This window comes from Ruegeria sp. CDSB113 (assembly GCF_059611045.1).
Window position 1 is genome coordinate 132,645 of record NZ_JBXWOU010000001.1, and the last position, 14,213, is coordinate 146,857.

General features: G+C 57.5%; 13 protein-coding genes. 9 read left to right on the forward strand and 4 right to left on the reverse strand.

Translation table 11 applies throughout. The features are described from left to right. Window positions 1-152: 152 nt before the first annotated feature. The 3 genes from AC2FIS_RS00665 (at window position 153) to rpoD (ending at window position 4,582) form a co-directional block, all read left to right on the forward strand. The gene (locus AC2FIS_RS00665; RefSeq protein WP_058277326.1) at window positions 153-449 is read left to right on the forward strand and encodes a hypothetical protein; all 297 of its coding nucleotides are present in this window, start codon (window positions 153-155) and stop codon (window positions 447-449) included. Window positions 450-529: 80 nt separating this feature from the next. Continuing rightward, window positions 530-2,479: a DNA primase gene (gene dnaG / locus AC2FIS_RS00670; protein WP_496771609.1), complete on the forward strand. Its 1,950-nt coding sequence runs from the start codon at window positions 530-532 to the stop codon at window positions 2,477-2,479. Between the two features lie 114 nt (window positions 2,480-2,593). After that, window positions 2,594-4,582 carry an RNA polymerase sigma factor RpoD gene (gene rpoD, locus AC2FIS_RS00675; RefSeq protein ID WP_058277324.1) on the forward strand — a complete coding sequence of 663 codons (1,989 nt, stop codon included), beginning with the start codon at window positions 2,594-2,596 and terminating at the stop codon, window positions 4,580-4,582. Between the two features lie 193 nt (window positions 4,583-4,775). On the opposite strand, the gene AC2FIS_RS00680 is transcribed toward rpoD, so the two are convergent. Continuing rightward, window positions 4,776-5,813, reverse strand: a complete 1,038-nt coding sequence (locus AC2FIS_RS00680; RefSeq protein ID WP_496771610.1) for a helix-turn-helix domain-containing protein — start codon at window positions 5,811-5,813, stop codon at window positions 4,776-4,778. A 150-nt stretch (window positions 5,814-5,963) separates the two neighbouring features. Here AC2FIS_RS00680 and AC2FIS_RS00685 point away from each other — a divergent pair, with 150 nt between their 5' ends. The 6 genes from AC2FIS_RS00685 (at window position 5,964) to ribD (ending at window position 9,662) form a co-directional block, all read left to right on the forward strand. Next, entirely contained in the window at window positions 5,964-6,512 is a 549-nt protein-coding gene (locus AC2FIS_RS00685) for a thiol-disulfide oxidoreductase DCC family protein (protein ID WP_496771611.1), read from the forward strand. Continuing rightward, on the forward strand, window positions 6,513-7,061 hold the full coding sequence (locus AC2FIS_RS00690) for a DUF4166 domain-containing protein (RefSeq protein ID WP_496771612.1): 549 nt from the start codon (window positions 6,513-6,515) through the stop codon (window positions 7,059-7,061). 78 nt (window positions 7,062-7,139) lie between these two features. Beyond that, a complete protein-coding gene (locus tag AC2FIS_RS00695) occupies window positions 7,140-7,541 on the forward strand; it encodes a hypothetical protein (RefSeq protein WP_282118790.1) in 402 nt (133 codons plus the stop codon). Between the two features lie 18 nt (window positions 7,542-7,559). Continuing rightward, entirely contained in the window at window positions 7,560-7,973 is a 414-nt protein-coding gene (locus tag AC2FIS_RS00700; RefSeq protein ID WP_496771613.1) for a secondary thiamine-phosphate synthase enzyme YjbQ, read from the forward strand. A 121-nt stretch (window positions 7,974-8,094) separates the two neighbouring features. Beyond that, window positions 8,095-8,565: a transcriptional regulator NrdR gene (gene nrdR, locus AC2FIS_RS00705; protein ID WP_058274803.1), complete on the forward strand. Its 471-nt coding sequence runs from the start codon at window positions 8,095-8,097 to the stop codon at window positions 8,563-8,565. After that, window positions 8,562-9,662 (forward strand): bifunctional diaminohydroxyphosphoribosylaminopyrimidine deaminase/5-amino-6-(5-phosphoribosylamino)uracil reductase RibD, encoded by a 1,101-nt coding sequence (ribD, locus tag AC2FIS_RS00710; protein WP_496771614.1) that lies wholly within the window; start codon window positions 8,562-8,564, stop codon window positions 9,660-9,662. Before nrdR ends, ribD begins: the two co-directional genes overlap by 4 nt. On the opposite strand, the gene AC2FIS_RS00715 is transcribed toward ribD, so the two are convergent. The 3 genes from AC2FIS_RS00715 to AC2FIS_RS00725 form a co-directional block, all read right to left on the reverse strand. Beyond that, complete coding sequence (locus AC2FIS_RS00715; RefSeq protein WP_496771615.1) at window positions 9,659-11,656, reverse strand: capsule polysaccharide biogenesis protein; 1,998 nt, start codon at window positions 11,654-11,656, stop codon at window positions 9,659-9,661. The two genes, ribD and AC2FIS_RS00715, sit on opposite strands and share 4 nt — an antisense overlap. After that, window positions 11,656-12,789 (reverse strand): polysaccharide biosynthesis/export family protein, encoded by a 1,134-nt coding sequence (locus tag AC2FIS_RS00720; protein ID WP_496771616.1) that lies wholly within the window; start codon window positions 12,787-12,789, stop codon window positions 11,656-11,658. Before AC2FIS_RS00720 ends, AC2FIS_RS00715 begins: the two co-directional genes overlap by 1 nt. A gap of 80 nt (window positions 12,790-12,869) precedes the next feature. Beyond that, window positions 12,870-14,168, reverse strand: a complete 1,299-nt coding sequence (locus tag AC2FIS_RS00725; RefSeq protein WP_496771617.1) for a capsule polysaccharide biogenesis protein — start codon at window positions 14,166-14,168, stop codon at window positions 12,870-12,872. Window positions 14,169-14,213 lie beyond the last annotated feature (45 nt).

Below are 14,213 nucleotides of genomic sequence, written 5' to 3' on the forward strand. Positions count from 1 at the left end.
TGGTTTGAAATTAGGGGTAGCCTGGCTTTGTCAGGCTGCCCCTACGGTAAGAGGTGGCGGCCTAAACTCGGCAGATGCGCCGAAAACGGCAATGGCAGGCCGTGCTTGCGACAGGTAAGCTGCATCGACAGAATCGATTACCGGAGTTCCCTATGTTGCGTATCGCCATTGCTGCCGCTTTGCTGGCCACCCCATTAGCTGCGGAAGAGACCAAAGAGCAAAGCTGCCAATACCAGGCTGAAGTTGTTGCGGCGATCCAGAAGGCACGGCTGGACCGTGTAAAAGAGCGCAACGTGCCCCAGGCAGTTGCCGAAACCAGCCCGACCTGGCCCGAAAATTACAATGCTGCCATCCCGTTGATCGCGCCTTGGGTCTACGAACAAAAGATGCGCGACGTGCGCAAAAAGGATCTCGGCGCCGCGTGGCTTGAGCTGTGTTTGCTGCAATAATCCACAGCCCCATCATTTCCCTGTGGACAAACGCGCGTCATACCCTTGGCGCGCGTTCTTGTTTCTGTCAGGTTTGACCCATGTCTCTGCCCCCCGGATTTCTGGATGAACTACGCACCCGCCTGAGCCTGTCTCAGGTTGTCGGGCGTAAAGTCATGTGGGATCCGCGCAAGTCCAACCAGGGTAAGGGCGACATGTGGGCGCCATGCCCGTTTCACCACGAAAAGACCGCGTCCTTCCACGTAGATGACCAAAAGGGGTTCTACTACTGCTTCGGGTGCCATGCCAAAGGCGATGCGATAAGCTTTGTGAAAGAGACCGAGAATGTCTCATTCATCGAAGCTGTTGAGATTTTGGCGCGCGAGGCAGGCATGCCCATGCCAGCACGTGATCCAAAGGCACAGGAAAAACAGGACCGCCGGTCGCAACTGGCCGACGTCATGGAGCAGGCCGCGCAATTCTTCCGCTTGCAACTCAAGACCGGGGCAGGGGGCGCTGCGCGCGATTACCTGACCCGTCGAGGATTGGATGCGCAGGCGTTGGACCGGTGGGAGATCGGGTTTGCGCCGGATGGCTGGCAAGGTTTGTGGGATCACCTGCGCGGCAAGAACGTGGCCGAGGACCTGATCCTTGGGGCCGGGCTGGCCAAACCTTCGAACAAGGGCAAAAAGCCTTATGATACGTTCCGCAATCGGATCATGTACCCTATCCGCGATCCGCGCGGGCGGTGCATCGCGTTTGGCGGTCGGGCAATGGACCCCAATGACAATGCGAAATACCTGAACTCGCCCGAAACGGAATTGTTCGACAAGGGGCGCAGCCTGTATAACCACGGCCCTGCGCGTCAGGCCGCAGGCAAAGGGCAACCTCTGATCGTGGCCGAAGGGTACATGGATGTGATCGCCCTGGCCGAAGCTGGATTCGGGGCGTCGGTCGCCCCATTAGGCACGGCGATCACCGAACATCAGTTGCAGCTACTATGGCGTGTCTCGGATGAGCCGATCATCGCGTTGGATGGCGACACGGCCGGTCTGCGTGCCGCGATGCGGACCGTTGATTTGGCGTTGCCACTGTTAGAGGCTGGTAAATCCCTGCGCTTTGCCCTGATGCCCGAGGGCAAGGATCCCGATGATCTGCTGCGGGCCGAGGGCTCGGCAGCTGTGAAAACAGTGCTTGAAGGCGCGATCCCGATGGTCAAACTGCTGTGGCAGCGTGAGACAGAGGGCAAGGTGTTCGACAGCCCGGAACGCAAGGCTGCGTTGGATAAGTCACTGAGGGAAAAGATCAAACTGATCCGCGACCCCTCGATCCGGTCGCATTACGGGCAAGAGATCAAAGACCTGCGCTGGCAACTGTTCCGCCCGCAACGTCAGCCGCAAAATCGCCAATGGCAGCCACGCGGTAAGTGGCAACCTCCGAAACAGCCAGCAACCCCCGGCGCGCGCTCATCTTTTCTGGCATCTTCAGAAACCGCGGATATCCAGATGCGCGAGGCTGCGATTCTGGCAATCGCCATCCTGAATCCCACCGTTGTGGTTCAATTCGAACACCAGCTTGAAGAAATGGAGTGCCATGATCCCGATCATGCCGCCTTGCGCGCCGCCATCCTTCGGCATGCGATCGACGACCCAGAGCATCTGAAAGACCACATTTTTGAAACTTTGGGCGGCGAAATCCTTGAAAACCTGCTGGCCCTTCGCCATGTCGCAGTAATCCCTTGTGTGTTCAAACCAGGCGACGTCGAAAAGGCCGAGATGACTCTGGCCGAGGAACTCGCGAAAATCAAAGCGCTCCGGGGATTGGATGCCGAGATTGCCGAAGCTGCAGAGGAACTGTCTGATCTGGCTGATGAAGCGCTGACGTACCGGCTGGCCCAGGCCGCCGAAGAGCGTAACCGCACAAGCCGCAGTCAGAACGAGGATAGGGCGGTTTTTGACATCGCCGATAACGGCGCACGAATCAACCGCGACGAGAAAGACGCGTTTCAGGCGATCATGTCTGGCATCAATTTTGAACGGAAACGTCGCTAAAGTGGTGTTTTCGTAAGGCACTGGAAAAGAAAAACGGGTAAACGGGTGGCCGAATCACTTCTACGCGCTAATGATTCGGTACAAACGAATCACCCATCCCTGCAGGAGCATTGAATGGCCGCCAAGGATACAAACGAAGACCGCAAATCCGACGAGCAGGAACAGGAAATCTCGCTGGACATGAGCCAGGCCAACGTCAAGAAAATGATCGCCGAGGCCCGCGAGAAAGGTTACATCACCTACGACCAGCTCAATCAGGTTCTGCCGCCTGATCAGGTCAGCTCGGAACAGATCGAAGACGTTATGTCGATGCTGTCCGAGATGGGCATCAACATCATCGAAGATGAAGAGGCCGAGGAAGAAGAGAACAAAGGCTCGACCGAACTGGTTGCTGCAGAAAGCAACCGAGAGGTTGCGCTGGCGGGTGCTGGTGCTGAAAAGCTGGATCGCACAGATGACCCGGTCCGCATGTATTTGCGCGAGATGGGCAGCGTCGAACTGCTGAGCCGCGAAGGCGAGATTGCCATCGCCAAACGGATCGAAGCCGGTCGCAACACCATGATTGCCGGTCTGTGCGAAAGCCCGCTGACCTTCCAGGCGATCACCATCTGGCACGACGAATTGTTGTCCGAAGACATTCTGTTGCGCGACGTCATTGATCTGGAGGCCACGTTTGGCAACCAGTTAGACGAAGACGGGGATGTTGAAGAGCCGGTTGTCGACACGTCTGCGGTTCAGGCGGCAAAACCCGCCAAGGACACCGGCCCCGAGCTGGACGCCGATGGCAACCCGCTGAATAACGATGACGATGATGACGACGACGAGCAGGCCAACATGTCGTTGGCCGCGATGGAAGCCGCGCTGAAAGATCAGGTTCTGACCACACTGGAACGGATCTCGACCGACTTCTCGATGCTGTCGGAAATGCAGGATAGCCGGATCTCGGCGACCCTGAACGAAGACGACACCTTCTCGGAAAAACAAGAGGCGACCTATCAACAGCTGCGATCTGAGATCGTCGAATTGGTGAACGGTCTGCATCTGCATAACAACCGTATCGAAGCGCTGATCGACCAGCTGTACGGCATTAACCGTCGCATCATGTCTCTGGACAGCTCGATGGTGAAACTGGCGGATCAGGCGCGCATCAATCGTCGTGAGTTTATCGACGCCTATCGTGGACGCGAACTGGACCCGAACTGGCTGACCGAGATGGCAGAAAAGCCGGGCCGGGGTTGGCAGATGTTCATCGAACGCTCGACCGCCAAGGTCGAGGAACTGCGCAACGATATGGCTCAGGTCGGTCAGTATGTCGGCCTGGACATCCCTGAATTCCGCCGCATCGTGCAGCAAGTTCAAAAGGGTGAAAAAGAGGCGCGTCAGGCCAAGAAGGAAATGGTCGAAGCCAACCTGCGTCTGGTGATCTCGATTGCCAAAAAGTACACGAACCGTGGCCTGCAATTCCTTGATCTTATTCAGGAAGGCAACATCGGCCTGATGAAGGCGGTGGACAAGTTCGAATACCGCCGCGGGTACAAGTTCTCGACCTATGCGACCTGGTGGATCCGTCAGGCGATCACGCGTTCCATCGCGGATCAGGCCCGTACGATCCGTATCCCGGTTCACATGATCGAAACGATCAACAAGCTGGTCCGGACCGGTCGTCAGATGCTTCACGAAATCGGACGTGAGCCGACACCGGAAGAACTGGCCGAAAAGCTGCAGATGCCGCTTGAGAAGGTTCGCAAGGTGATGAAGATCGCCAAGGAACCGATCAGCCTTGAAACGCCGATTGGCGACGAGGAAGACAGCCAACTGGGCGATTTCATCGAGGATAAGAATGCCGTGCTGCCTTTGGACAGCGCCATTCAGGAAAACCTCAAGGAAACGACCACCCGGGTTCTGGCCTCGCTCACACCGCGTGAGGAACGTGTTTTGCGGATGCGTTTTGGCATCGGTATGAATACCGACCACACTCTGGAAGAGGTTGGTCAACAGTTCAGCGTGACCCGCGAACGTATTCGTCAGATCGAGGCGAAAGCGCTGCGCAAGCTCAAACATCCCAGCCGATCGCGCAAATTGCGGTCCTTCCTGGATCAGTAGTCGAAAAGGCGCCTCAATCGAGGCGCCTTTTTCTTATCCGTTCACGCGTTGATCACGGTGACCGGTTCAAACCTCAAATTGGCGAGAACTCACAAGTCATGCGGCGATGTGGCCCCTATTTCTGCCTTGTCCACTCATGGGACAGGCCGGGGCGAGGCTGTGCCGCTGACGACCCCCGGCCACCCTTTCCGTATTACGGTTCCAACCGAGTACGGAACGTGCTGGGTGCCTGACCGGTCCAGCGTTTGAAGGCGGTAGAAAACGCAGGTTGATCCGCATAACCCAGCGAATAGGCGATTTCCGACAAGGGCATCCCGTTGGTGATAAAAGTCTGCGCCAGATCACATCTCAGGTCTTCGACAATCTCACGATAGCTTGTGCCTTCGTCATTCAACCGTCTGGCAAAGGTGCGCGGGCTCATCCCAAGGTTCGAGGCTGCGTCGTCCGCTTGAATAATCGCGCCGGGCATCGACCGGGTGATCAGCCCCTCGACTTGCGCCCTGAGTTTTTGCGCGGGCTGGTCACTTTCGGCCTGAACCCTATCGCCATATGACAGAAGATGCTCGCGCAGGGAGGGGTCATATGTCGGCACCGGCAGATCCAATGAGGACAGGGTCAGTACGATTTCCAACCTTTCTGCACCAAAGGACACAGGAAAGCCCGCTAATTTCTGAAACTCTTTTCTGGCTTCGCCGACCTCGTGCTGAAAGCGGATTTCGATAGGAAAAAAACCTGTCTGCGTTAACGAGCGTATGCGGGCGAGGGCCGCGAAAATCAAAAATTCGGTACGACGGTGATATCGGGCAAAACTGGCATCCTTCCAGTCGGCTTCGATTGAAGCAAAATTTCCAGAAACGCGCAGGCTGAAGTACAAAGCCGGGTCTATCATCCCGTGAAACCGCGACGAGTTTTCGATCACCTGCTTCAGATCACGCGAGTATTTACTGATATACGCCGTCAGGCTGGAGGACGACCTGAAGCCAAGCCCAGCACTGGCCGAAAAGGTGATGTCATTCAGCGCGTCGCAGGCGTAGCGGACAAACAAGGCCTCTTTATGCGCGCTGTACGAGATAGCAGGCGGCGCAATGTCGCTGCGGCTCAGACCGGATTTGGCCAGCACGCGATCACCAATCGAAGGATCTTCTGCCCTTTGATCTAGTGTTTTGGACAACACTTGAATGCGGGCAATATCGACGTCCATGTTCAAACCCGAGTTAGCAGCGTATTTCATTTCGCGGCTTTTGTTCCGGCCGCTGTCATCTATTCAAATGACAATGGCAGAATTTCGCAAGACTACATTGGGTGTCATACGTATTTTCCGCGTGCTGTCGGGTTAAGCCTTGTGGGGATGAGGTCAGAGCCCAGGAAACTTGTCGCGCAGATGACCCGCGGCTCCCCGACACATATCAATTCGCTAAGATGGCCCAGTGTCGCATTGCCCGGAATGCGCAGTGATGCGAATGTGCGTCAAAACGGGTTAATGAGCGTAACTGGCATGACCAAACTGGCAACAGATGCGGCGGATGGTCAGGATTTCATCGTCTTTGACGGCGAATGCGTTCTGTGTTCGGGGTTTTTTCGTTTCATGGTCGCCCAGGACAAGGCGCAGCGGTTCAAATTTGCCACCGCGCAGTCGCCATTAGGGCAAAGGCTGTATTCTCACCTCGGATTACCGACGCGGGACTTTGAAACTAATCTCGTTGTGATTGAAGGGGTGGTTCATCAACGGTTGGATGCTTTCGCAGCAGCGATGCGCAAGTTGCCGGGGTTTTGGTGGGTTCTTTCGGTCTGCAGGTTTCTTCCTCGCATCATCAAAGACCCGCTGTACTACGTAATCGCTAGAAACCGGTATGCAATCTTCGGACGTTCGCCGACCTGCATGATCCCGGACAAAACGCTGCAAGCTCGCTTTCTGCCTGAGGGGTTCTGAGTGCACCCTGATCCTTTTTTGCAAGCCTTACCCGTGGGTACGAACCTGCCCAAGTCTCTGCAGGCCTTGCACAGCACGGGCGGAATTTATTCCGGGCGATGCTCAGTCACGCCGGGCAAGGGGTGGCTGGCCAAACTCGCGTTGCGTTTTGCCGGCATGCCGTCCGGGGGTGACGACATCCCGGTGCGTCTCAGGGTCGAGCAAGAGGGGAACGCTTGGATATGGACGCGCGATTTCGATGGTCACATCACCCGATCGCGGCTGACTTTGGACCAGGACCAGGGATGCGTGTGCGAGCAGTTTGGGCAGGTCTCCGTATGGTTAAAGCCGGTATTTGCACCCGAGAGGTTAGAGATCCAGATCATGCGCCTCAGCCTGTTGCGAGTTCCTTTCCCGAAGGTGCTTCTGCCGCAATCAAAGACCGAGGAATGGCAGGATGATGAAGGACGGTTCCGGTTTGACGTGTCGGCCCGGATGCCGCTTGTTGGGGCTTTGATCCGTTATCAGGGCTGGCTAACGTTCGATCACGCGAGGACCCGCGTTGACTGAATTGATTGTGAACCAGCTTTGCCCGGTAAGAATGTATACTATTTGAGAAATTACCTCGAAATGAATGAGAGTATGATTATGAAACAGGTTATGACATTGGCGGTTTCTGCCGCGATCTTGCTGTCTGTGCCCCTATCGTCGGCCTCGGCTGCGCGAAACGGATTTCAGACGGTTGCCGTCAACAGCAATATGTTCGAAGTGATCCCGCGGGCCCGTCAGGACGTGGACGGGTATTGGTGCGCGGCTGCAGACTTTGCGCGCCGGACTTTGGGTGCAGGTTGGCAGCAACGTATTTATGTGGTGCGCGGCTATGGCCCCAGCGAAGCAACGGGTCGCCGCACGGCCGTTCAATTCTCGCTGCAGCAACCTACAAACGTTGCCCAGCAAAGCAGTTCGATCTCAGTCGGTTTCAAGGCTGGCGAAAGCATGTCGGTTCAGGGGGCAAACGGACGTTGCAACATCCGCCCGTTCCGCGACTGATCGAGGACTGATCGCCATATGCAGACCGAGTTTATTATTTCGACGAACGGACCAGGGTTGTACGAATTTACCCTGGACGTGCGCAACTGGCTTAACTCGGTCTCAGGCGATGGTTTGCTGACATTGTTCGTGCGGCATACGTCGTGTTCGCTGACCATTCAGGAAAACGCTGATCCTGAGGTGCAAACAGATCTGCACGCCTTTTTTGAACGTTTGGTGCCGCCGTCTGATAACCCGGTTATGGCCTATCTGCGCCATACGTACGAAGGCCCCGACGACATGCCCGCCCATATCAAGGCGGCACTTTTACCTGTATCGCTTTCTGTTCCCGTGTCCGCGGGGCAACCGGCGCTGGGCACATGGCAGGGTATTTACCTGTTTGAACACCGCACCGCAGCGCATGTGCGAAAGGTCGCGGCGCATTTCGCCTGACCCCTTTATGTTGCGGTGGAAATTTCCGACTACCCAAATCCTAGCGGCTACCCTATAGTTGTGGATAAGTAAGTCATAGTGCTTACAAAAAGAGGCGGAACCAGGGACGAGGAGACGGTGGATGCGCTGCCCGTTTTGCGGAAATATCGATACTCAAGTCAAAGATTCACGCCCGGCAGAGGACCATGCGGCCATTCGTCGGCGTCGGTTCTGTCCCGCGTGTGGGGGGCGGTTTACGACCTACGAACGTGTCCAGTTGCGCGATCTGGTGGTAATCAAAACCAACGGCAAACGCGAAGATTTTGATCGGGACAAGTTGGAGCGTTCGATCCGCATTTCGATGCAGAAACGCCCGATTGATCCGGAACGTATTGACCAGATGATTTCTGGAATTGTGCGTCGCCTGGAAAGCATGGGCGAGACCGATATCCCGTCCAGCAAAATTGGCGAGATCGTCATGGAAGCTCTGGCGCGGATCGACACCGTCGCCTATGTTCGCTTTGCGAGCGTATACAAGAATTTCCAGGCGGCCGATGACTTCGAGGAGTTTGTCCACGAACTGCGCCCGCCGCAGCCTTCGACGGACGAGTGAGCGAAACAGATAAGCGATACATGGCGCTTGCCCTGTCTTTGGGGCGGCGCGGTCAAGGGACGTGCTGGCCAAACCCAGCCGTCGGTTGCGTGATCGTGCGTGACGGGCGCATTGTGGGGCGCGGCTGGACTCAGCCGGGTGGTCGCCCGCACGCCGAACCCCAAGCGCTGGCACAAGCCGGAGACGCGGCACGGGGTGCCACGGCCTATGTGACGCTTGAACCCTGCGCCCACCACGGTAAAACACCCCCATGCGCCGAGGGCCTGATCGCGGCGGGTGTGGCCCGCGTTGTCGCGGCTATCGAAGACAGCGATCCGCGTGTTGCAGGGCAGGGCTTTGCCATGCTGCGCGAGGCGGGGATCGAAGTCGTCACCGGTGTTCTGGCCGATCAAGCAGCCCAGGATCTTGCGGGGTTCTTCCTGAAAACCGAACAGGGGCGTCCTTTCGTAACCCTGAAACTGGCCAGCAGTTTTGATGGGCGCATCGCCACCGCCACGGGGCACAGTCAATGGATCACCGGCCCAAAGGCGCGGCGTGCCGTGCATGCCATGCGAGCACGTCATGATGCGGTGATGGTCGGGGCAGGTACCGCGCGCGCCGATGACCCATCCTTGACCGTTCGGGATATAGGTGTCGACGCTCAGCCTGTGAGAATTGTGGTCTCGCGCCATTTGGACATTCCCTTGTTGGGGCAGCTGGCGCGCACGGCTGCTGAGATACCCGTATGGCTATGTCATGGCCCATCCCCGGATGCCGAGCGTGCCCGCGCGTGGGACGGGCTTGGGGCGCAACTGCTGCCTTGCGCGCTGGACGATCACCAGATCGATGCGGCGGACCTGTTACAGCAGTTGGGTAAAGCAGGTCTGACCCGCGTGTTCTGCGAAGGCGGGGCGGCTTTGGCCGCGTCGCTACTTGCCGCGGATATGGTCGATGAATTGGTCGGGTTCACCGCCGGGCTTGCGATCGGTGCCGAAGGGTTGTCAGCCATAGGCACGCTGGGGCTGGACAAGTTGTACAATGCCCCGCGTTTTGAGCTGATCGAGACCCAGGTCATCGGGCCGGATGTCATGCACCGTTGGGCCCGGGCGCTGCGTTAACGACGCCAGATATGTGCATGGGTCGCGAATGCGCCTTGTAGTTTTGACAGAACTCGAAGCAGTGGACCGCCTGCGGGCGCCGCACCTTGTGACAGCCGTTCAACCGCAACTTCTACGGGGCAGGGTTCACCTGTCACAGGGTCCAAATACCGGGGATAATCGATCAGCGCCGCGTGAACCAAACCCAAAACCGTTGGTCGTGCGCCCCTGCGGACTGGGACGGTCCCCAAATCGTTCGTCAGCCCCCAACCCGCATAAAAAGGCGCGCCCAGGGTGGTCACATTGACACCGCGCATCAAGGCCTCGAACCCCAGTAAAGAGGTCATGGTCCAGACCTCTTGGACCTGCGACAGCAGGGCTGCCGGGTTGCATTGAGTGGCGATGACATCGGCGAGGTCTGCGGCCTCGATTGCCCCATCGCGCAAGCCTTCTTCGACATCGGGGTGCGGTTTATAGATCAGAATGGCGTTTGGGTTTGCCTCGCGCACGGCGCGCAACAGATCGGCATTTGTGCGAACAGTGCTGGTGCCCAAGCGGATTGAAGCATCGTCTTCGACCTGACCGGGCACCAGTATGCGATGCCCTTCAGGCAAATCCGGTATGCCGGACCCTGTGTTGTATTTGGTGATTTGGGCGGACACGATTTGAGCGATCAGCCTTTCGGCACGCAATTCCTGATCTGGCCGCAGAGTTTCCCGTGTGGCAATAAACCCTTCCAGTTGGCTGGGATGTGTCGGGTCGTAATAGATCCCCTGATTGTCCGTTGCCAGTGACAGCGGCGGTACAAGATCTGCGCCCAGCCCGCGTGAGCGTAGAAAGCCATCCTCGACCCGGACGGCACTTTCCGTGCCCCTGGCTTTACTTGCCCAGACCATATGAGGACGATCTGACTGCGCTGGTTGATCGTCAGTGAAGCGGACCGTTTTCTCGCGCCCAAACATCCGTTGCAGATGTTTACGTTTCCACAGGCGCATACCCGAGGCGGTCCAGCCCTTGTGATCCTGCCGCCAGGCGCGGGTTCTTGCCTCCAGCGTGTCCAGAACGGTTTCCAACTCGCACAGCTGGTCCCGGTATGGATCGTACCAGGTTGGATAGAGGATCATCGCTGCAGCGAACAATTGCGCGCGCGTCAGGTTGCGTTGGCGGCGTGGCAGGTGTGCTTCATCCTGCGTCAGCCCCCAACCTGCATAGAAGGGCTGGCCAAAAACACGCGGCTTATGTCCGGCCAAAATCGCCTCGAACCCCATCTGTGAGGACAGGGTGTAAACGCCAACCGCACCTTCCAACAAAGCCCACGGGCTGACCGGTGTGCTGATGACCGAGACGCGATCGGATTGGTCAGCGGTGGAGAAATAGCCCCAACGATGCCCGGCGATGGTGTCGGGATGGGTCTTGATCAGAACTTTGGCGCCGGGATTCTCTTCCTGCGCCATGACCAGCATTTCGCGAAACCGGGCCTCATCCCCGGCGCTGGCCGTCACAGCCGCGTCGTCGCGGACCTGATCCACCACCAGTACATAGCCGGGGTCAGGGGGCGGAACGGTCAGATCAAAGGCCGAGTATTTGCTAAGGTGCAAGTCGCGCATCCGTTCGATCCCGCCCCGTGCGCGGTTCAGCAGGGCGGTGTCATCCAACGGATGAGTGGCCAATAACGTTTCCAGATCGGACGTCTGGGCCGCGTCGAAATGCAAGCCGGACCGATCAAGCAACAGGCCAAGAGGCGGCTCTCCGCTGCGGCCAGGATGCAATGACCGAAGAAAGGCATCTTCGACGCGCAGCACTGGGGCATTATGCCGAGCCGCGACACCAAGGCCGCGATAGGCCGTCGGGCTGTTGCCCCAAACTCCGACGGCATCACCGTCTTTGGGCAGGCCAATCCGGATGTCGTAACCGGACAGGGACAATATTCGGCGAATTCGGCGGGATGTCAGGAAACCACCATTGTAGACAAGCAGCCGGGTACGTTCAGACCCGGCTGTTGTTTCAAGCGACATCAGTTGCCTGTCAGTGTGGCGACATTGGCCAGCGGTGTAAGGCCGCCGGAAATCAGGGAAATAGATTTTGTCCACTGCGCATATGGCGCTTCTGTCACATAGATTGTGTCGCCGTCGCGGATCACGAAGTCCCGTGCAATGAACAACCCGTTGGGGGCGGTCAGGTTCAGCAGGTAAATCATGCGCTGATCGCCCTGCAGGTCCGAACGCCCCATCACCGAGCGAGCGATATCCCGACGTTCGTCACGCAGGATAAAAATCCCAGTTGGATCCGAGGACAGCGACAGCAGGCCGCCGACCTGCGCCAAAGCCTCAAGCGCCGAAAGGTCTTGCGTGTCAAACGCCACACGAGACTGGCCGCCAGTTGCACCAAGGGCAATGTAGGACCGGCTGTCCGCTTCGACCAGAATGCGGTCGTCGCCGCGAAGGGCCACATCCAGCTTGGGATTGCTGAACACGTCGTCGTACCAGACCGTCCCTTTTTGGTTGCCCCGGATCAATGTCACGAGCGCAATGTCGGAGCCAAGTGATACGCCACCAGCCTGCGATAGCATGCCGGAAAGCGTGCGGGTCGGAAGCTCGATGGGATAGATTCCAGGGGCCGAAATGCTGCCTGTCAGTGCGACGGTTGCGCCATTGCCAGCGGCCCGGCGAACCTCGACCTGAGGGTCGGGTGTTTGATCTTGCAGTTTTTCGGTAATCACCTGACGCAGCTGTTCAGGCGTGTTTCCAGACGCGCGCACACGTCCGGCATATGGCACAAAGATGAAGCCATCGGCATCCACCTGAACTTCACTTAGTAAGGTGGATGACCCAACCTCTCCTGACAGCAGACCGTCATCGACGTTTTCCCAGATCGTCAGCCCCAACACGTCGCCGGGGCGAACGGTATCCGCCGTTAGGCTTTGCGCGCTGGTGAAAGACGACGAAAACCCAAATTGGGGGACTTTGGATGTTGCTCGTGCGACCCTGTCATCCACTTCGACGACAAAGGCATTGCCACCATTTTCAACTGAACCCGCTAAAATCTCGGATTTGTTGGGGCCCGATTTAGGGAGCTGGCACGCGGTCAGCACGCCACATACAGCCACAAGGGCGGCTCCTCGCACCCAGCGAATTGGAAAGCACTGCACTGCCGATTATCCTCAGTCGTCTTTTGTTTGCGTCAACTTAGCTTGATCGGGGTTCAACATCCAGCACCAACCAACCCGGCTCAATCGACGAGTTTCAACTGTGGCGTCGACGCCTCGTTGTTAGACAAAACGGACTGATAGGGATCATGCGCCTGCAACAGCATGTCCGCAGCCCGGCGCAGCAGTTGCCGTCGCCCACGCAGTGAGTAAAAGCCGCCAGGTAACTGGCTGGTTTTCAAAAGAAATTTCCGGTAAGCGCGGTAAGAATCGTGGTCCGGGATGTCCGGGTTGGCAAAGAACTGGGCAATGGGTTGATGTGAAACAAATTCGGGTTTGTCGTAGACAGACCTTCCGAAACTGCGCAACGGAATTCCGCGCCACAGAACTTGTTGACCGGCGGTGGAGTTGATCGTCACAGCTGTGTTCGCGTCATCCAGCAATCCGGCCAGTTTGCCGCCGGGAACGTAGTGCACGCGATCCGCCACTTGGTGCGCGCGGGCTATTTCGCGCGCCCTGCGGCGCAGCGGCTCGCGATGGTTTTCCAGCGGATGTTCCTTCAAAACCAGAAGGTGATGGGCCGGGGCGCCTTTGGCAAAACCTGATATGACATGCTCCAGAAAATCTGACATGCAGGTATAGTCTGAATGGGCTTGCACCGAACTGTCATGACCCAGTTGCAACAGGGCCAGGTGATAGGGTGCACCGTTTCGCCGAACGCGCATGGTGGCCCAGCGACGCCTAATCCTGTGGAAAGGCATCAGTGCAAGTCGTTTGAAATACAGACGAAATTCTTTTGAAACGGGCAATTCTCGGTGCGTCTTGAAGTTGGAGTACCTCTGGTTCAGGAACAGAACAAACCAGTGATAAAGCGCGCCATAGAATATGTGTTGCCGCATATCGCCCCAATGGGACGGTGGCGGTGGAACCGGTGCCTCGGACTGGTCAAGCGCATCTTGCATCTGCGCGACGTCCAAAGACATCAGCTGTGAGTGCCCGTTTGATCCGTTGCGTTCGTAAGTGACCCACCACGGACGCAGATACCCCTCTTCAAAAACATGGACAGTCACATCCATCTCGCGCGCAATATCCACAGCTTTGGCATGCACCGGACGGGTGTCGCCGTATAGAACGATATCTGTGACCGACTGCGACCGGATCAGTTCCCGAAGGGTTTCGGGCCATTGCTCGGAATTGTCCAAAAACGGGATGTAGGTGCTGCGGTCAAACCAGAACGCCTGATCACCGGCGTTAAACCCCACGCGCAAAACATCAGCCCCGGCGGCGCGCAAAGCGCGTGCCAGTGCGCTAAAGAAAGGGCCATGCGGTCCCTGCAAAAACAGGAATACACGGCGATGCGAGCGCGAGGCGAGTGGATGCATCCTGGTCTGCTCTTTATCGTTTGGTACCAAAATTATGCCTGTATA

Excerpts from the sequence above, each read along its gene's own strand:
- dnaG (WP_496771609.1), top strand. The coding sequence starts at position 530 with ATGTCTCTGCCCCCCGGATTTCTGGATGAACTACGCACCCGCCTGAGC.
- AC2FIS_RS00665 (WP_058277326.1), top strand. The coding sequence starts at position 153 with ATGTTGCGTATCGCCATTGCTGCCGCTTTGCTGGCCACCCCATTAGCT.
- AC2FIS_RS00715 (WP_496771615.1), bottom strand. The coding sequence starts at position 11,656 with ATGTCGCTTGAAACAACAGCCGGGTCTGAACGTACCCGGCTGCTTGTC.
- AC2FIS_RS00700 (WP_496771613.1), top strand. The coding sequence starts at position 7,560 with ATGCAGACCGAGTTTATTATTTCGACGAACGGACCAGGGTTGTACGAA.
- nrdR (WP_058274803.1), top strand. The coding sequence starts at position 8,095 with ATGCGCTGCCCGTTTTGCGGAAATATCGATACTCAAGTCAAAGATTCA.
- rpoD (WP_058277324.1), top strand. The coding sequence starts at position 2,594 with ATGGCCGCCAAGGATACAAACGAAGACCGCAAATCCGACGAGCAGGAA.
- AC2FIS_RS00725 (WP_496771617.1), bottom strand. The coding sequence starts at position 14,168 with ATGCATCCACTCGCCTCGCGCTCGCATCGCCGTGTATTCCTGTTTTTG.
- AC2FIS_RS00680 (WP_496771610.1), bottom strand. The coding sequence starts at position 5,813 with ATGAAATACGCTGCTAACTCGGGTTTGAACATGGACGTCGATATTGCC.
- AC2FIS_RS00685 (WP_496771611.1), top strand. The coding sequence starts at position 5,964 with ATGACCCGCGGCTCCCCGACACATATCAATTCGCTAAGATGGCCCAGT.
- AC2FIS_RS00695 (WP_282118790.1), top strand. The coding sequence starts at position 7,140 with ATGAAACAGGTTATGACATTGGCGGTTTCTGCCGCGATCTTGCTGTCT.